General features: G+C 73.0%; 14 protein-coding genes and 1 pseudogene. 3 read left to right on the top strand and 12 right to left on the bottom strand.

The window, feature by feature from the left end; translation table 11 throughout:
- Nucleotides 1–253: 253 nt before the first annotated feature.
- Together ACFV4G_RS39605 and rplL are read left to right on the top strand one after the other, a co-directional pair.
- On the top strand, nt 254–733 hold the full coding sequence (locus ACFV4G_RS39605) for a hypothetical protein (RefSeq protein ID WP_380447783.1): 480 nt from the start codon (nt 254–256) through the stop codon (nt 731–733).
- Between the two features lie 514 nt (nt 734–1,247).
- A pseudogene (gene rplL, locus ACFV4G_RS39600) lies at nt 1,248–1,625 on the top strand (50S ribosomal protein L7/L12); the annotation flags it as partial.
- Nucleotides 1,626–1,818: 193 nt separating this feature from the next.
- Here rplL and ACFV4G_RS39595 read toward each other — a convergent pair.
- The 10 genes from ACFV4G_RS39595 to ACFV4G_RS39550 form a co-directional block, all read right to left on the bottom strand.
- Nucleotides 1,819–2,181: a hypothetical protein gene (locus ACFV4G_RS39595; RefSeq protein WP_380447781.1), complete on the bottom strand. Its 363-nt coding sequence runs from the start codon at nt 2,179–2,181 to the stop codon at nt 1,819–1,821.
- A gap of 183 nt (nt 2,182–2,364) precedes the next feature.
- Complete coding sequence (locus tag ACFV4G_RS39590) at nt 2,365–2,868, bottom strand: DinB family protein (RefSeq protein WP_380447779.1); 504 nt, start codon at nt 2,866–2,868, stop codon at nt 2,365–2,367.
- 102 nt (nt 2,869–2,970) lie between these two features.
- Nucleotides 2,971–3,843, bottom strand: coding sequence for an ABC transporter permease (locus ACFV4G_RS39585; protein ID WP_380447777.1), 873 nt, complete (start codon nt 3,841–3,843; stop codon nt 2,971–2,973).
- Nucleotides 3,803–4,663: an ABC transporter ATP-binding protein gene (locus tag ACFV4G_RS39580; RefSeq protein WP_380447775.1), complete on the bottom strand. Its 861-nt coding sequence runs from the start codon at nt 4,661–4,663 to the stop codon at nt 3,803–3,805. Before ACFV4G_RS39580 ends, ACFV4G_RS39585 begins: the two co-directional genes overlap by 41 nt.
- Nucleotides 4,660–5,064 (bottom strand): MarR family winged helix-turn-helix transcriptional regulator, encoded by a 405-nt coding sequence (locus ACFV4G_RS39575; RefSeq protein ID WP_380447785.1) that lies wholly within the window; start codon nt 5,062–5,064, stop codon nt 4,660–4,662. Before ACFV4G_RS39575 ends, ACFV4G_RS39580 begins: the two co-directional genes overlap by 4 nt.
- A gap of 154 nt (nt 5,065–5,218) precedes the next feature.
- Nucleotides 5,219–5,650: an alpha/beta hydrolase gene (locus ACFV4G_RS39570; protein WP_380447773.1), complete on the bottom strand. Its 432-nt coding sequence runs from the start codon at nt 5,648–5,650 to the stop codon at nt 5,219–5,221.
- A 142-nt stretch (nt 5,651–5,792) separates the two neighbouring features.
- Nucleotides 5,793–6,845 carry an NAD-dependent epimerase/dehydratase family protein gene (locus tag ACFV4G_RS39565; RefSeq protein WP_380447771.1) on the bottom strand — a complete coding sequence of 351 codons (1,053 nt, stop codon included), beginning with the start codon at nt 6,843–6,845 and terminating at the stop codon, nt 5,793–5,795.
- A gap of 10 nt (nt 6,846–6,855) precedes the next feature.
- Nucleotides 6,856–7,341: a flavin reductase family protein gene (locus ACFV4G_RS39560; RefSeq protein WP_380447769.1), complete on the bottom strand. Its 486-nt coding sequence runs from the start codon at nt 7,339–7,341 to the stop codon at nt 6,856–6,858.
- Entirely contained in the window at nt 7,338–7,826 is a 489-nt protein-coding gene (locus ACFV4G_RS39555) for an acyl-CoA thioesterase (protein WP_380447767.1), read from the bottom strand. Before ACFV4G_RS39555 ends, ACFV4G_RS39560 begins: the two co-directional genes overlap by 4 nt.
- Nucleotides 7,826–13,627, bottom strand: a complete 5,802-nt coding sequence (locus ACFV4G_RS39550) for an SDR family NAD(P)-dependent oxidoreductase (protein WP_380447765.1) — start codon at nt 13,625–13,627, stop codon at nt 7,826–7,828. The genes ACFV4G_RS39555 and ACFV4G_RS39550 overlap by 1 nt, the downstream gene beginning before the upstream one ends.
- Nucleotides 13,628–14,007: 380 nt before the next feature.
- Between ACFV4G_RS39550 and cyaB the strand changes: the two genes are divergently transcribed.
- Entirely contained in the window at nt 14,008–14,562 is a 555-nt protein-coding gene (gene cyaB, locus ACFV4G_RS39545; protein WP_380447763.1) for a class IV adenylate cyclase, read from the top strand.
- A gap of 106 nt (nt 14,563–14,668) precedes the next feature.
- Here cyaB and ACFV4G_RS39540 read toward each other — a convergent pair whose 3' ends face one another.
- Together ACFV4G_RS39540 and ACFV4G_RS39535 are read right to left on the bottom strand one after the other, a co-directional pair.
- Nucleotides 14,669–15,625 carry a carboxymuconolactone decarboxylase family protein gene (locus ACFV4G_RS39540; protein ID WP_380447761.1) on the bottom strand — a complete coding sequence of 319 codons (957 nt, stop codon included), beginning with the start codon at nt 15,623–15,625 and terminating at the stop codon, nt 14,669–14,671.
- Between the two features lie 17 nt (nt 15,626–15,642).
- Nucleotides 15,643–17,091, bottom strand: a 1,449-nt coding sequence (locus ACFV4G_RS39535; RefSeq protein WP_380447759.1) for a GMC family oxidoreductase N-terminal domain-containing protein, incomplete at its 5' end; no start/stop codon positions are given.

The following is a 17,091-nucleotide window of genomic DNA, read 5'->3' as shown; positions in this document are numbered from 1 at the left end:
CGTTTTCGACATCTGCGGCGACCACCGGGCTCCCGTGAGTGCGCGATCTGGGGTTCTGGGCCTTCTGGCACTCAACTCGCGCCGGAGTGAGGCGAGTTGGACTAGCGTCCTGCTCCGCTCCACGCGCGACCAATTACCGGAGACACCCCTCCTTTCGGGTGGCCGAAAGGATTATTTTTTCACCTCTGGCGTGTCGAAGCAAGCGCATTATTCTCCGGTCGCCTTACATGGCTGCAACAGTCGAGGAGGCCCGGTGATGCTCGCGAACGGCGCCTGGAATACTGCAGTTAATCGCCCCTGGTGGTGGGTTGACCTGGCTATTCTTGGGATCCTCTTGCTTGGGCAGATCATCTCGTATTGGAATCAACCCGGGCCGAGCCCCGATAAGACCGCAGCGGCTGATGCATTGCGTGGCGCCACCACGACAGGGCTTACCGTGGTGGGAATCCTCCTGCCCCTATCAATTTTGGCGATCCAAATTCGCTTTGGTAGCTCATGCGCGAAGCTACCTTCCAACGCACTAGCAGACTTCCTTCTCGCCTCACTCTGGCTCTTTATTTCTCTCACCGCTGGCCTCTATGTGCTATACACCGTAGCCATTAGGGGGCCGAGAGAGGACGTAGTGCGGAGAAGAGACATCGGCGTGCTCTATGGAGCTCAACTCTTCTTCCTGCTTGTCAGCTGCTTTCGGCTCCTATGGGCCATCCCATCGGTAATTTCTACAATGATTTGATGGAGATCGAACCATGGCCGACGAATACACCCTGGGATTCCCACTGCCCGATCGCGCGGTCAGGGTATTCATGGAGATTCTATCGGCCGAACCAAGGGCCGAGGTCGTCGAAGATTTGCTAAGTGGTGCGATCGAACTCGGACAAAGGCGTGCACGGCTGCTCAATCGAGCATTCTTTCCAACAGACGTCGAGTTTGTTCTTTGCGCATTTTGCTGGTGGCCAACTAAGCCGACACGGACAGAGGAATACACCGAGACCGTGGCACGGTTTTCCTCCGGAAAGTTTCGAGGCGCATCCGCCGGCCACACTGAAGAGCTTCATCGCGCAGTACCAGACGAAACACTCACTCTTTCATTTGAAGAGCTCTTTGAGCGGCAGCGAGAGGAGCGCATCGAGGAGCTATTTCGGACAGACACCGGGGGCCCTGGTCATCAGTATGGGCCGGGGCGACCGAATGAATCGTCCAGGCGAGAACAGAAGCCGAGCCCGGCGCGGCAGGTCGCGGACCGAGCAGTTGCCACCGACCAGCTTCTCGGAGTCTTCGAAGAGATGACCCTCATTGAGCTTTCCGAGTTCGTGAAAGCCTTCGAGGAGAAGTTCGACGTCACTGCCGCCGCTCCGGGCGCCATTTCCGGCATTGTAGCCCCCCTGATCGCTGCGGCCGAGGCCGCTGAGGAAAAGGACGAGTTCGATGTCATCCTCGAATCCGCAGGCGACAAGAAGATCCAGGTCATCAAGGAGGTGCGCGCCCTGACGTCCCTCGGCCTTAAGGAGGCCAAGGACCTCGCCGACACCGCCGGTGCCAAGGTTCTGGAGAAGGTCAGCAAGGAGGCCGCCGGCAAGGCCAAGGCTCAGCTCGAAGGTGCCGGAGCCAAGGTCACCATTATCTGAAGGTGACGCCTTGGGCCGGCACCGTGAACTCGCAAGATCCCACTGCCACGGACCAGAACGGCGTATCACCTCGGACCTGGTGATCCACTCAGTGACGGCTGTGGCCAGGGCGAGCCATCGATTCCCCTTACCGTCGGCTGCCGGATCACCGGTCGGTGAGTGATCGTCAGTTGGGTTGCACCTGCGGTCATGGTCAGGGTTTCGAGCATGAGGGGCTTCGGGTCCTGCTGCATGCGGGTGAGGCGCTGGGACACGAGCACGGGCACCCCTTCGGGCAAGTGCAGAGCGGCGCGCTCGCCGGGTTGGGCATGCGGGCGCTGACGCCCTCGCGCCATTCGATCGCGCCGTGTGCGGCGGCCAGTGCCGCGTAGGCGTCGGTGTTGAACACCTCGGACTGCTGGGCGAGAAGCCTGCCGGTGATCTGCTCCATGGGCAGAAGTGCCGTGTAGCGGGCGCGAATTCCGCTGCTCTCGTGCGCGTAGGGGCGCTGGACGAGGAAAGCGGCTTCGCCCTCCTCCGTGTCCAGCACCTCCGCCGCGCTGGGTTCCAGGCGCACCCGGAAGACCGTGGGCTCTTCCGCGTCGTGCCATCAAGGGCAACGGCTCGTTCGACGTAACCATCGCCGGCAATGGGGCCGATGTCGACGGAGCTGCCGGCTACACGCAGTCGACGAACCGATGCAGCACACGCGTCCGTTCCAACAGCACGAGCGGCGAGTGGGAGATCAGATGAACCGGATCTACTCGCCGACCACGCCGTCGATCGCTTCGCGCAGCAGGTCGGCGTGGCCGTTGTGGCGTGCGTACTCCTCGATCATGTGGGTGAGGACGTAGCGGAGCGAGATGACCTCGCCCCGGAAGTCGACCGTGTCGTCGAGGGATTCGACGGCGTCCGCCGCGGCACGGGAGCCCTCGCACGCCTCGTGCCAGAACGCGAACGCCTCGTCGACGTCGGCGTCTTCCACCTGGAAGTCGGCGAACTCGCCGTTGGTCCTGGGCCAGAGGGGCTTGCAGTCCTCGCCGTTCAGCACCAGCCGGAACCAGCTCCGCTCGACCTCGGCCGCATGCCGTACGAGGCCCAGGAGCGACAGGCCCGAGGTGGGCACCGCCCTCTGCTTGAGTTGCTCGTCGGACAGCCCCTGGCACTTCATGGCGAGGGTCGCGCGCTGGTAGTCCAGGAACGCGGTCAGCGACGCACGGTCGTCGGCCGCCTTGGACGGATGCACCCGCTGGTCATCACTCATCCGACGATCATCGCAGGAGCTCGCCGTCCCGGGCTTCCCCGCCCGGAAGTCGGACGCGGTCGACGAGGAGCGGCCCGTCCCCGATCGGGGACGGGCCCGGGCTCACCGCGCCAGGCGGCCCAGGAGGGACGAGGCGGCGGCGATGCCGAGGAGCGTTGCCACCGTCAGCACCGCGAAGTCGAGCGGCAGGTGGGACGGGGTGCCGATCAGGAGACCGCGCAGGGCGTCGACCTGGTAGCTGAGGGGATTGGCCTTGCTGACCGCTTGCAGCCAGCCGGGCATCAGGTCGACGGGGTAGAGGGCGTTGGAGCCGAAGAAGAGCGGCATCGTGATGGCCTGCCCAATGCCCATCAGACGGTCGCGGGTCAGCACGATGCCCGCGATGGCCATCGACAGGCACGAGAAGAACGCCGAACCGAGCAGCACCGCCACGACGACCCCGAGCAGGCGCAGCGGGTTCCACGTCATGGCGACGCCGAGTGCGGCGGCGATCAGGACGACCACGACGGCCTGGAGCACCGCCTTCACCCCGGCGGCGAAGGCCTTGCCGGTGACCAGGGCGGCCCGCGGGGTCGGGGTGACCAGGAGCTTGGTGAGGACGCCGGAGTCCCGCTCCCAGATGATCATGATGCCGTAGAAGATCGCGATGAACATCGCGGACTGGGCGATGATGCCCGGCGCGAGGTAGTCCAGGTACGGGATCCCGCCGGTCGGGATGGCCTTCAGACGGGTGAAGGTCTCGCCGAAGATCAGCAGCCAGAGCGCGGGCTGGACCGCCCGGGTGTAGAGCTCGGTGCGGTCGTGGCGCAGCTTCTGCAGCTCGACCGCGCACATCGCGACCACCCGGGCCGGCACCAGGCGCCAGCCGGTGCGGGCGCGCGGGGGCACGAGCAGCAGGCCGAGGTCGGGGCCGGCGGGGGACGGTCCTGCGGGTTCAGCCGACGCGGCCGGCTGTGCGGCGGGTACGACGGACATCGCTGAAGTCTCCTTCCGCGTTCTCGGAGCCGGTGAGGTCGCGGCCCGCGAAGTGGCGGAACACGTCGTCGAGGGTGGGGGCGGGCTGTGCCGGGTCCTGCTCGCGGACCTGGGCCTTGAGCTCGTCCGGGGTGCCGAGGGCGCGGATGCGGCCGCGGTCCATGAGGGCGATGCGGTCGCAGTGGCGCTCCGCCTCGTCCATGTAGTGGGTGGTGACCAGGACGGTCATGCCGGTGGCGCGGCGGACGGTGTCGACCCGGTCCCACACGCCGGTGCGGGCGATCGGGTCCAGGCCGATCGTCGGCTCGTCCAGAACGAGCAGGCGCGGGGCGCTGACCAGGGCCTGGGCGAGTTCCAGGCGGCGCACCATGCCGCCGGAGTAGGTGCCGGCCATGCGGTCGGCGGCGTCGGTGAGGTCGACGGCGGCCAGCGCCTGGGCGACCCGCGCGGCGCGCTCGGAGCGCGGCACGTCGAAGACGCGGGCGAACAGGGCGACGTTCTCCCGCCCGGTCAGCCCCGACTCGGCGGACAGCTGCTGCGGCACGTAGCCGAGCGTGCGGCGCACCTCCATGCGCCGCTTGGCCGCGTCGTTGCCGAAGACCCGCACCATGCCCGCGCTCACCGGGAGCAGGGTGGTGATCGCGCGGATCGTCGTGGTCTTGCCCGCGCCGTTGGGGCCGAGCAGGCCGAACACCTCGCCGGTGCGCACGGTGAGGTCGATGCCGTCGACGGCCTTGGTGGCGTGGGCCTTTCCCCGACCGTGGTGGAACGTGTACTCCAGGCCGCGGCACACGACCGCCTCGTCCTCCGGGGTGGTCATCGCCCGTCCTCCCCCGGCAGGGTGCGCAGGCCCTCCGCGACGCCGCGCAGGGCCGGCAGCGCGGCGGCCAGCGCCGCCCGGTCCGCAGCGGGCAGGCCCGCCACCAGGTGCTCCATGAGCTCGGTGCGGCGGGCGCGCCAGGCGGCGAGGCGTTCGACGGCCTCGTCGGTCACGTACAGCAGCGCGGCGCGACGGTCGGCCGGGTCGACTTCGCGGCGCAGGAGGCCCAGGCCGACGAGCTGGTTGACCAGCGTCGAGACCGAGTTGCCGGCCAGGCCGAGCTCCTTGGCGGCGTCGGACACCCGCGTTCCGGGGGCGTGGGTGACCAGGCGCAGCAGTTCGACCTGGGCGCCGCGCAGGCGCGGTTCGGTGAGGCCGTCGCGCAGGCGGCGGCGGACCATGCGCTGGATGCCGACGAGGAGGGTGGAGAACTCGTCGGCCAGCGCGGTGTCGAAGGGGTCGAGGGGCCCGGCCTCCAGTGGTTCCAGGGCTTCCGCACTCATGTCTCCATATTAGCTCTCAATAAGAGCTATCTGTCGAGAGTGCGGCTCACATTCAGCTCCCGCAGGTGGTGTCCGTGGCGGGCAGGGCGCCGGTCAGGAGGTAGGCGTTGACGGCGGCCCGGGCGCACGGGCTGTAGCCGTTCAGGTAGACCGTGTGTACGCGGCCGGGGACGGTCAGCAGGCGGGAGGCGTGCAGCTTGGCGTGCATGCCGAGGGCGCCGTCGTACGGGGTGTGGGTGTCGCCGGTGCTCTGGACCAGCAGCGCGGGAACGCCGTTGCCGACCGCCACCGGCTTCTCGCGCGGTGCGTGCTTCCAGAAGGCGCACGGGGTCGGGCCGTTGTACACCGGGCCGAAGCCCGGCTGCGCGGCGCGCGAGCGGGCGACGGCGTCCCGGTACCAGTCGGCGCCGCGCGGCATCGCGACGTCGTCGCACAGGATGCCGATCGTGGCGGCGAGGGCGCCGAACGCCATGGCGGGCCTCATGGTGGAACCATAACTACCGCCAGCAGTAAGCCAGTTAGCCCTGAAGGAGGAGTTCGGCGCCGGGCACCTCCTCCTTCGGGCTCATACCCCGGCCACGGCGGCGTACCCGGAGGGCTCCCACCACTCCAGTGCGCTCCGGGGCCTAACCGGGCTCGGCCCGGTGGGCCTCCAGTGCCCGGCCCGCCTGGTGTGCCGTCAGGAGGCCGCGGTCGTGGAGCCAGCGGATGGTGTCCGTCATCGTTTCGGCCGTCGGGCGTGGGGTCAGGCCTCCGGTGCTCGCGGACGCGGCCACCGGGCGGGCATGGGCGCAGGTGTAGATGGCGCCGTACTCGGCCGGGATGTGCCAGGGCCACAGGCGTTGGGCGGCAGTCGCGAGGGCGCCGACGGGGAGCATCGGGGCGGCCGGGAGGTGGAGGGCGGGCAGCGAGCGGCCGGTGACCTCGCGCAGGGTGCGCAGGTAGGTGCGGGTCGGGACGTGGCGGCCGGGGGCGAAGTGGCGGTTGGCGACGGGGGTTTCGGCGATCGGGTGGGTGGTGAGCAGGTCGGCGTGCAGGCGGGCGGTGTCGCGGACGTCGCCGACCGGGAAGCCGCCGAGCGGCCACAGGGGCATCAGGCCGCGCAGGGTGTTGCGCAGCCGGGTGTTCTGGTCGCCCGGCCCGGGGTCGTGCGGGCCGAGGAGCGCGGGCGGGTAGGTGATGAGGACGGGGGCGCCGTCGGCCTGGTGGCGGCGGGCGATGCGTTCGGCGGCGGCCTTGCTGGCCATGTAGGCCTCGCGCGGCCGGCCGACGGGTGTGTCCGCGTGCAGCGGGCCGGGCCCGGCGGGCAGGAGGGCGACGACGCTGGAGACGTGGACGATGCGGGCGGCGCCGGCCCTGCGCGCGGCACCGAGGACGAGCTCGGTGCCGCGCGCGTTGGTGGCGCGCATGGCCGCGTGGTGGCGGCTGTCGAAGGAGTAGACGGATGCGGCGTGCAGGACGGCGTCGGCGCCGGCGACCGCCCGGCGGACGTCGCGCTCGACGGTGACGTCGCCCGCCACCACGCCGACGGCGGACGGGTCGACGGCGAGCGCCGCCAGGCCGCGCTCGGCGGTGCCCGGGTCGCGGGCGAGGATCCGCACCCGGTGGCCGCGGCGGACGAGCTCCGCGACGGAATGGACGCCGACGAACCCGGTGCCGCCGGTCACGCACACCAACATCCCGGTCTCCTCAGCTCGTCCGGTGGAAGCCGCCGCCGTAGAACAGCAGCGCCCGTTCGTCGGGGGCCCGGTCGGTCGCGAGCACCTCGCCGAGGAAGATGGAGTGGTCGCCGCCCTCGTAGACCTCGGCGAGCTTGCACTCCAGCCAGGCGAGCGAGCCGGCCAGCAGCGGCGCGCCCGTGAACGGGCCGGGACGCCAGTCGACCTCGCGGAACTGGGCGGCCCCGAGCGGGCGGGCCCGGTCGGCGAAGTACCGGGCCAGGGCCTCCTGTTCGGCGCTCAGCACGGAGACCGCGAAGGAGCGGACGGCGGTGATGGCCTCGTGCATGACCGCCGTGCGGGACACGCAGCACAGGACCATCGGCGGCTCCAGCGACACCGAGGTGAAGGAGTTCGCGGTCATCCCGTGCACGCTGCCGCCGCCCGTGGTGAGGACGGTGACGCCGGTCGCGAAGCCGGCCATGGTGGCGCGCAGGTCCGCGCCGGCCCCGATCACCGCGGCCGTCCCGCGCCGGCCGAGCCGACCGGGCCCACCGGCCCGGCCGGCCGCAGCGGGTCGGCGTACGGGGCGAGGGCCAGGCGCAGCTCCGGCGGCACCAGGGCGGGGACGGTGTTCGTGTTGGGGCCGCGCATGCAGGCGATCCGCTGCCGGCCGCGGGCGACGAGGAGTTCCTCGACGCCGGCCAGGCGCACGTACTCGAAGCCGAACTGGAGCTGGGTCTGGGTGACCTCCTCCAGCCGCATGCGGACGGAGAGTTCGTCGAAGGCGGTGATCTCGGCGAAGAACTCGCAGTCGACCTTGAGCGTGAACAGCTTGAGGTCGTCCTGGAGTTCGGCGAGCACCCCGGGGGCCTTCTCCTTGAGGAACATCTCTCGGCAACGGCCTTGCCAGCGCAGGTAGTTGACGTAGTAGACGTTGCCGACGAGGTTGGTCTCCTCGAAGCCGACTGTGTGCCGGATCTCGTAGTAGGCGGCGGACATCACTCCCCCTTCCCGGTGAGGACGGCGAGGACGACGGGTTCGTCGCGGCCGGTGACGGTGGTCGCCCAGGTGGCGATCGTCGCGTCGCCGGCCGACAGCACCACCCAGCCGGAGCCCTCGATCCGGTCGAGCGTGAGGGCCTGGCCGGTGGCGGCGGACTTGCGCAGGCACTCCAGGGCGCACCACACCCGGGTGGCGGCGAGGTCCGGCGGGCAGCCGGCCTCGGCCACCAGCAGGTCGCGCAGCGGGAGTTGGGCCTCGCCGAGCAGTGCGGCCCAGTCCGCCTCGGTGCGCGGCCGGACCGTCTCGACGTCGCATCCGAGCCGCGCGCCGTCGTCGCCGACCACCGCCAGGGTCAGCCCGCCGCTGTGCGAGGCGGACACCGCGTGGCCGTCCAACTCCGGTTTGCCGTCCGGCCGGTGGCGTAGCTCGGCGGGTGCACCGAGCGCCCGGGAGACGGCGGTGGCGGTGCGGGTGCGCCGGTCCGGCTCGTCCCCGGCGGCCTCGACGACGACGGCGCGGCTGCCCCCGAGCACGGTCTCCAGCCTGCGTTCGAGGTAGGAGCCGAGCATGGCGGGCACCCAGGGTCCGGCGCCGTCGCGTTTGCGGACGGCGACGAGGGTCAGGCCCTCCCAGCGTTCGACCACCCGGCCGTCCGGGGTGCGGACGTCGAGGTCGTAGACGTAGGTGTCGCCGTCCTGGCCGCGTTCGCGGGCGTCGAGGACGACGAACGCGGTGTCCTGGTCGGCGGGTTCGGCGAGCCAGAGGCGTTCGATGCCGCGCGGCAGCAGGGTGGCGTCGGGGACGCAGCACTGGAGGGCGTGCATCATCGTGTCGCGGGTGCCGGGGTCGGCGAGGACGTGGTCCTGCGGGAGGTAGGCCGCGAACCAGGGGGCGGGCGTGGTGGTGGAGACCTCGGCGACGGCGTGCCGGGCGCTCGCGCGGCGGTAGTCCAGGAGGCGCTGGAAGCGTTTGCCCTGGAACAGGACGCTGCCGTAGAGCTCGGTGACCGGGTCGACGGGGACGGTGGGCAGGTCGAAGGCGGCGGAGCGCGGGCCGCCCGGGACGGCGGGCCGGGGGTAGCGCAGGCGGGCGCGGAAGTGGTCGGCGGCGAAGCCGGTGTCGGCGGTGCGCAGGACGACGTCGACGGTGCCGGCGTCCTGGACGAGGGCGGCGACGCGCAGCGTGGTGGAGCCGCCGGGACGCACGGCGATGGGCCGCAGGAACTCGACGTCCTCCAGCACCGGCGGTCCGGCGTGCCCGCTGACGGCGCCCGCGACCTGGGCCATCGCCTCCATGCCGAGGACGGCGGGGAAGAGGAGGTCGCCGTCGAGCTGGTGGTCGAGGAGGTACGGGTCGCTGCCCTCGGTGAGGTCGGCCTCGGTGACGAGCTCGACGCCCGGGTAGTGCGCGAGGACGCGCTCGACGAAGCGGCCGAGCGGCAGTTCGGGCCGGTCGAGGGCGAGGGTGGGCAGCCCGGCGGCGCGTCCGCTGACGACGACGGCGGGCCCGGCGGCCGGGTCGGCGAGCAGTTCGCGCAGGACGCGGATGCCCTCGTCGGTGGAGATCGGGGTGATGCCCTCGCGCATCAGCGACTCGACGACGCCGAGGCGTTCGCCCATGCCGGCGCCGGACCACACGGACCACTCGATCGCGAGGGCGCGGGCGCGCGGGTGCCGTTCGCCGAAGCGCAGGGTGAGTTCGGTCATCCAGTCGTTGGCGGTGGCGTAGTGCGCCTCTCCGCGCAGGCCGGCGCGGCCGATGATGGAGCCGAAGGTGATCAGGAGCTTGAGGCGCTCGGGCGTGACAGCGGCCAGGACGGCGGCCAGGCCGCCGGTCTTCGGGGCGAGGGTGCGGCGGAAGTCGTCGGCGGTCAGGGCGGTGAGGGCGGCGGGCTCGTTGCGGCCGGCGCCGTGCAGGACGGCGGTGACCGGGCCGAGGGCGCGCTCCAGGCGTTCGACCGCGGCGGCGACCTGCGCGGCGTCGGTGACGTCGGCGCGCTCGTAGTGCAGGCGCAGGCCGGCGGCGGTCATCCGGGCGAGGTTGGCGGCGAGTTCGGGGTCGGTGGCGGGGTCGGCGCGGCCGACGAGGGCGAGGGCGGCGCCGGAGTCCCGGGCCATGGCCAGGGCGCACTCGGCGGTGATGCCCTTGCCGCCGCCGGTGACGAGCAGGACGTCGTCGCCGTCGAGCGGGGACGTCAGGGGCCCGGCCGGGGCCGTCAGCGGGCGCAGCACGGGCACCGTCCGGGTGCCGTCGGGCCGGTAGCGGACCTCGGTGAAATCGGTGGTGGCGGCGGCCTCCGCGACGACCAGGGGAACGGCCTCCGGCGCGAGGGGGTCGGCGAGTTCGACGACGGTGGTGGGGACGGACGGGTGCTCCAGGTGGAGCGTCTTGGCGAGGCCGGTCGCGCCGAGGCGGTGCTGGACGACGACCAGGCGGGTGCCGGCCGGGGCGGTGGCGGCGGCGCGGCCCGCGGCGAGGAACAGGTCGGCGTCGTCGGGGCCCGTCTCGGCGGGCAGGCACAGCAGCACGCCGTCGCCGATGCCGGCCCCGGCGAGGGCGGCGCGCAGCGGCTCGGCGAGCGGGTGTCCCGGCGTGCCGAAGGCCGTCCAGCGGCCGGGCGCCCCCGTGGCGGCGGTCGCGGGCAGCGGCGCTTCGACGTGCTCGACGGCGAACGGGCGGACCCACGGCGCGACGCCCGCGACCTCGGCCGTCGGCGCGGCGCCGTCCTCGGCGGTGCGCGCCAGTCCGTCGATGAGGTCGGCGAGTTCGCCGAGGCGGACGGTCGCGTAGCCGGTGGTGGCCTCCAGGGCGGGCAGGCCGAGCGCGCGTGTGACGTCGTTGACGATCTGGCCGACGGTGATCGAGCTGAGGTGCAGGTCGTCCATCGGGTGGGTCGAGGAGGTGACGGAGTCCAGCGGCAGCTCGACGCGGTCGGCGGCGAGGCGGCGCAGGAGGTCCAGCGTCGACTCCCCGGTGGCCTCGACCGGCGCGGCCTCGACAGCCGTCTTCGCCGGCGCGAGCAGGGCGGCGTCGATGGCGGGGGCGGACTCGCAGGGGCTGGCGAGGAACGTCATGGCGCCGTCCTCGGGCAGCGCGCGGATGAGCCGCCCGGCGAACAGGGCCTCGGTCCGGACGGGCGCGCCGAGCACGTGGGCGGCGGCGACGACGCGCAGCAGCGGGCCGAGGGACGGGCTGTCGGTGTCGACGGCGAGGACCGGTCGGTCCGGTGCGATCTCGGCGAGCAGGCCGGACAGCACCCGGCCGGGGCCGACCTCGACGACCAGGTCGGCGCCGGCCGCGGCGACGGCGGCGGCCTCGTGGAAGCGCACCGGCAGGGACACCTGGTCGCACAGCAGTGTCCGCAGGTCGGCGTCCGGGTCGAGCAGGGCGCCGGTGACGGTCGAGGCGTGCGGGCGGACGGGCCGGGCGAAGTCGACCTCGCGCAGCCGCTCGGCCATCGCGCGGGCGGCGGGGGCCACCAGTGGGGAGTGGAAGGCGTGCGAGACGCTGAGCCGGGTCGCGGTGACGCCCTCGGCCGCGGCCCGCCGGCTGGCCTCCTCGACGGCCGCGGCCGGGCCGGAGACGACCGTCTGCCGGGGGCCGTTGTAGCCGGCCACGACGACGTCGAGGCCCGCGGACAGGCGCGCCACGTCCTCCGGCGTCGCGGCGAGTCCGGCCATCGCGCCGCCGCCCCGGCTCGCCTCGGCCATCACCTGGCCGCGCACGGTGGCCAGGCGCAGCACCTGCTCCTCGGTGAGCGCGCCGGCCCAGTGCAGCGCGGTGAGTTCGCCGAGGCTGTGGCCGACGGCGGTGGCGGCGCGGACGCCGAGCCCGTCGAGGACGCGCAGCGCGGCGAGCGAGCCGGCGACGATGCGGGGCTGGGCGACGCGGGTGTCGACGTGGTCGGCGCCCCGCGGCAGCCCGGCCAGGCGGTGGACCTCGTCGGCGGCGGCGAATCGGCGGCGCAGCGCGCCGACGGCGCCGCGGCCGGAGCCCTGGCCGGGGAAGAGGTAGGCGATCCGCGGCGGGGTGCCGGTGGAGGCGCCGAGGAAGACGCCTTCGCCGGGAAGGAACCTCACGCCGGCGCCCGCGTCCTCGGCACCCGCGTCCGAGAGCCCCGCGTCGAGGAGCGCCACCAGCCGCTCCAGCGCGCGGACGGCGTCGTCCGGCGAGGTCACGACGAGCGCCGCCCGCGCCCGCGCCCCGGTCAGGCGCGCGGCCGATCCGGCGGCCAGGTCCGCGAGTTCGGCCTGGGCCAGCTTGGGGACGATGCCGAGCAGGCGCTGCGCCTCCTCGCGCAGGCCGGCGCGGTCGCGGGCGTCCAGGAGCAGCAGCTCGGCGTCCTGACGGCTGGCCACCAGGCGCCCGGTGTCGGCGTCGACGGCGGTGCGGCGGCGGGCGCCGCGGACGGCGGCCACCGCGATGTGGGTGTTGATGCCGCCGAAGCCCATCGCCGAGACGCCCGCCCGGACCGGCTGGTCCTCGGGCCACAGCTCGGCGGCGCCCGGCACGTACAGCGCGGCGCCGTCGCCGAGCAGGCCCGGGTGCGGGTCGTGGTGGCCGGTGCCCGGCGGGATCACCTGGTGGTGCACCGCGAGCGCGGCCTTGATCAGGCCCGCGACGCCGGCGGCGGCCTTGGTGTGCCCGAAGTTGCCCTTGACGGTGCCGAGCGCGGCCGGGCGGGCGCCCGGGGCGGCGGCGCGGCGGGCGGAGGACAGCGCCTCGATCTCGGTGGCGTCACCGAGGGCCGTGCCGGTGCCGTGCCCCTCGAAGTAGGAGACGGTCTCGACGCCGTAGCCCGCCTGCTCGTAGGCGCGGGCGATGGCGAGCCGGTGGCCGCCCGCCTCGGGGCGGGTGATGCCGCCCTTGCCGTCCGAGGAGACGCCCCAGCCGGCGATCGTCGCGTAGATCCGGCGGCCGGCCGCGAGCGCGTCGTCCTCGCGCATCAGCACGAGCATGCCGGAGCCCTCGCCGGGCCAGAAGCCGTTGGAGTCGCGGTCGTAGACCTTCATCTCGCCGGTGGCCAGCGCGCCCGTCTTGGCGAAGCCGATCACCTCGAACGGGTCGATGGACAGGTCGACGCCCCCCGCGAGCGCCACGTCGAGATCGCCGTCGGCGAGCGACCGGGCGGCGGTGATGACGGACAGCAGCGACGAGGAGCAGGCGCCGTCCACGGTGTACCCGCCGCCGCGCAGGTCGAAGTGGTTGCAGATCCGGCCCGCGATGGTGTTCGCCAGGCCGCCCGCGAGGGAATCCTCGTCGATCGCCGGGAAAGGCGCCTTGTAGGCCGGCTCCAATTCCGCCAGGAACTCGGCGGCGGCCTCCTCGGACCAGCCTTTTCCGGTGAGCGCCGCGGCGACCGTCCGGCGCACGTAGGGCCAGCGCAGGCGCATGATGTTGGCCCGCGAGAATTCCCCGGTGAGGCTGTTTCCGACGACGACCCCGGTGGACTCGGCGGGAAGTCCCTCCCCTCCCGGGAATCCCGCGTCGGCCAGTGCCCGGGCGGCCGTGTCGAGGGCCAGCCAGTGCGTCAGGTCCGTCGAGCGGTAGGTGCTCCCGGCGACGCTGTAGGCCACCCGGTCGAACGTGAAATCGCGGAGCACCGCGGCCTTGCTCGCGTAGAAACGGTCCGGCGCGGTCCGGTCGGCCGACCAGTAGTCGGCGTGGTTCATCCGCTCGTCCGGCAGTCGCCGAAATGCCCGGCGCCCGCCCAGGACGTTCTCCCAGAGTTCGTTCGGGGAATTCGCGTCCGGGTACCTGAGCCCGATTCCCACGATGGCGACCCGCTGGCTGCTCACGTATTCACCGCCCCTTGGATCCGAATTGACGACCCGCCACCCCGCACCGGGAACGGCACGCCGTATCCGAATCAAGGCTGCCCGGCCGGGGCCCGGGTGTCTACTTCGAGCGTGCTTTGCGCCGGCCCCGGGAGGGGTTTATTGCATAACAGCGTCATCCCTGCTTTGCATAACGGCGTCATCCATTGTTTCCATAACGGCGTCATCGGATTCGGCGGCCGACGGGGCTTTTCGGCCAACTTCGCGACGGCCCCCGGAGTAGTCCGTTCGGGTGAACTGCGCGCTCCCGCTGACCTGCCCGCGGCCCGGCCGTGATGATCTCTGTCCGGCACACCGCCGGCACACCACCCGGCACCCACGCCCACGGACAGGGGACGCGCGTGAAGTACACCGAGGTCGAGCAGAAGTACCGGCTCCTCGGCCCGCCGGACGACCTGCGGGCCACCCTCGCCGGGCGCGGCGGCAAGCCCGGCGAGCCGTCCCGGCAGGTGGACACCTACTACAACTCCCCCCACCGGGACTTCCTCGCCGGCGAGGTGGTCTCCGAGTGGCTGCGGATCCGCGAGGGGGACGACGGGGCCTCGGTCAACTTCAAGCTGTTCCACCCGGTCCAGGCGCCGGTGAAGACCCACTGCGACGAGTACGAGAGCGCCGTCGAGGACGCCGAGGCCGTCCGCCGGATCCTGGCCGCGCTCGGCTTCACCCGGCTCACCGTGGTCGACAAGGTCCGCGAGGAGTGGACCGCCGACGGGATCGCCGTCGCCTTCGACACCGTGGCCGGGCTCGGCGACTTCGTCGAGTTCGAGTTCAAGGGCGAGGCGGGCGGCGTCGCCGAAGCCACCGAACGGATCGAGGAGTTCATCGCGGACCTCGGCGTGCGCCTCGGCGACCGCATCCACCTCGGGTACCCGCACATGACCCTCGGCCTGCGCTGAGCAGCGGCAGACGGTCGATCGAGCATGACGGCCCCGGACACGGCGAAGCCCCCGTCCACCCGGGCGGGGGAGCGCCGGGCGGGCGGGGGCTTCCGTCAGTGGCGGATCAGCGGGACAGGGGGACCGTCCCGGCCGCCAGCCGGCGGGCGGCGGTGAGGGACGTCCAGGCGGTCAGTTCGATCAACCGGGCGTCGCTCCGGGCGGTTTGACGGGCGGCGGCCACGACGGCGTCGTCCACCTGGTAGGCGGCCTTCGCCGTCAGGAGGGCGAGCCGCCCGGCCGCCCGGTGCTCCGGGGGCAGGGACGAGAGCGGCGGTTCGAGCCAGGCCCGGCTCAGGCCGGGCGGGGTGCCGTCCCACGCGGCCAGTTCGGCGGTGACGAGTTCGCGGACGGGGGCCGGGACCGCCCGTTCCCCGCCCTCGTCGACGGCCGCCGCCGCCCGCGCGAAGGCGCCCGCGATGCTCGGGGTACCGGCCGCCCACAGCAGGTCCTCGGGCAGCCGGGCCGCGGGGAGCAGGTCGAGCGAACCCCCCGGCGAGGGGGCCGCGTTCGCGCTCTGCCGGGCCAGCCGGCCGAGCAGTGCCCGCGCCGCCCGGCGGGCCGCCGGCGGGGCCTTGGGCGGCATCGGGCTGTCGCCGAGGAACAGGCTCACCATCCGGTTGAGGTAGTGGAAGGTGGCGGCCACCCCCACCAACTCCGGTGCCAGCGCCGGAGGGAAGGGCTTCAGCGGGCCCTCCCCCACGGACCCGCCGAGGGCCTCGATCGCCGTCGTGTGCACCTCGACGCAGTACGGGCACGCGTTGGCCCGGGAGACGGCCGCGGCCACCGCCTCCTTCTGCGCCCGGTCCGCCCGGCCCGCCGCGACGAGCGTCTCGCGCAGCATCATCCACGCCGCCGCCAGCACCGCCGGGGCCGGCGCGTGCAGGGCGACGGGCGGTGCGAGCATCCCGAACTCCCGCTCCACCTCGGCGTAGACACGCGCCACCGGGGCCCCCGCCCGCGCGGGGCGGACGGGGGCGACGTGGCGGACCTGGCCGAGGGAGCCCCTCAGCGCGGTGCGCAACAGTGGTCCTGCCATGGCTACTGGCCCAGCAGGCCAGGCAGCTGGGGCTTCACCCCGCGCCGTCCGGCGGTCTCGCCGCCGGGGCCGGGCGCGCCGTACTCGACGTCCACGCCGCGTTCCCGGGCGGCGCGCACGATGCCCGGGACCGCGCGCTCGGCGAGGGCCGAGATCGTGAGCGCCGGGTTCACCGTCAGGGCGGCCGGGACGGCGGAGCCGTCGGTGACGAAGATGCCGGGGTGGCCGCGGAGTTCGTGCCCGTCGTCGAGGGCGGAGGTCTCCGGGTCGTCGCCGATGCGGCAGGAGGCGAGCGGGTGCACGGTGTAGGCACCGACCACGTCGTTGGTCCAGGGCATCACGCGGGCCAGGCCGTCGCGTTCGAGGATGTCCTTCACGGCGGCGTCGGACTCGGCCCAGCCGCGCAGGGTGCTCTCGGTGGGCACGTAGCCGATCGGCCCGCGGCTGAGCATCTGCTGGGAGATGCGGACGGCGTTGCCGGTGGGCGGCGGCGGGCCGAAGACGCCCTCGTTGTCGTCCTCGACCATCGTGAAGATGGTCAGCCAGGACTGCCACTGCCGGACGAGCTCCTTCTTCTCCCGGCCGAACCAGCTGGGGCCGGTGGCGTCCGGCACCTGGGCGAGGATGGTGCCGAAGCCCGGCGGGAAGTAGAGCTGTTCGAGCGAGTAACGGGAGCCGACCGGACGGGACCCGTCGAGGGCGTCCCAGCTGGCGACGACCGGGCCCTTGCCGATCTGGTTGGCGCCGTAGGCGGCGAGGCCCTCGCCGCGGCCGAGGCCGAGCAGGTCGCGGGCCTTGTCCTCGTCGACGACGGCGGTGTTGAGGCGCTCGCCGTTGCCGGAGAAGTAGCGGCCGACGGCGTGCGGCATCCGGCCGAGGTCCGCCTCGGAGCGCTGGAGGATGACGGGGGTGGCGCCGGCGCCGGCCGCGAGGACGACGATCTTCGCGTCGATGGCGCCGCTCTCGTGGTGGACGCGGTAGTCGACGTCGTCGATGACGTTGTAGTGGACGCGGTAGCCGCCGTCCTCGGTGCGGGTCAGCTTCTGGACCTCGTGCAGCGGCCGGATCTCGGCGCCGTGGGCGAGCGCGGCGGGCAGGTAGTTGAGCAGCAGGGAGCGCTTGGCGTCGAAGCGGCAGCCGGCCATCATCCAGTTGCAGTTGGTGCACTTCGCGCGGTCGATGGCGGCGGGCACCGGGTTGGCGGTGCGGCCGGCGTGCGCGCAGGCGGCGGCGAACAGGCCGCCCGCGTAGGTGACGTCGTTCCAGTCCTGCTGGGTGATCGGCAGCGCCTCGGCGACGCGGTCGTACCACGGGTCGAGGGCCTCGCGGGGGTCGGGGCGGGGCCCCACCCCCGCGCCGGGGGGGGGGTGGCGGGGGGAGAGCAAACCGCGGGGGCGCCGGCGCGCGGCGGAGATGAAGACCGCGGCCCCCCCCCCCCCCGGTGCGGCCCC

It is taken from the genome of Kitasatospora sp. NPDC059747, assembly GCF_042732955.1.
Classification (GTDB): domain Bacteria; phylum Actinomycetota; class Actinomycetes; order Streptomycetales; family Streptomycetaceae; genus Kitasatospora.
The sequence above is the reverse complement of the archived record's forward strand: the minus strand, read 5'-3'. Positions and strand labels throughout refer to the sequence as shown.

Excerpts from the sequence above, each read along its gene's own strand:
- ACFV4G_RS39580 (WP_380447775.1), bottom strand. The coding sequence starts at position 4,663 with ATGACCACCCCGGAGGACGAGGCGGTCGTGTGCCGCGGCCTGGAGTAC.
- ACFV4G_RS39555 (WP_380447767.1), bottom strand. The coding sequence starts at position 7,826 with ATGTCCGCCGCCTACTACGAGATCCGGCACACAGTCGGCTTCGAGGAG.
- ACFV4G_RS39585 (WP_380447777.1), bottom strand. The coding sequence starts at position 3,843 with ATGTCCGTCGTACCCGCCGCACAGCCGGCCGCGTCGGCTGAACCCGCA.
- ACFV4G_RS39570 (WP_380447773.1), bottom strand. The coding sequence starts at position 5,650 with ATGAGGCCCGCCATGGCGTTCGGCGCCCTCGCCGCCACGATCGGCATC.
- ACFV4G_RS39575 (WP_380447785.1), bottom strand. The coding sequence starts at position 5,064 with ATGGTCCGCCGCCGCCTGCGCGACGGCCTCACCGAACCGCGCCTGCGC.
- ACFV4G_RS39590 (WP_380447779.1), bottom strand. The coding sequence starts at position 2,868 with ATGAGTGATGACCAGCGGGTGCATCCGTCCAAGGCGGCCGACGACCGT.
- ACFV4G_RS39565 (WP_380447771.1), bottom strand. The coding sequence starts at position 6,845 with ATGTTGGTGTGCGTGACCGGCGGCACCGGGTTCGTCGGCGTCCATTCC.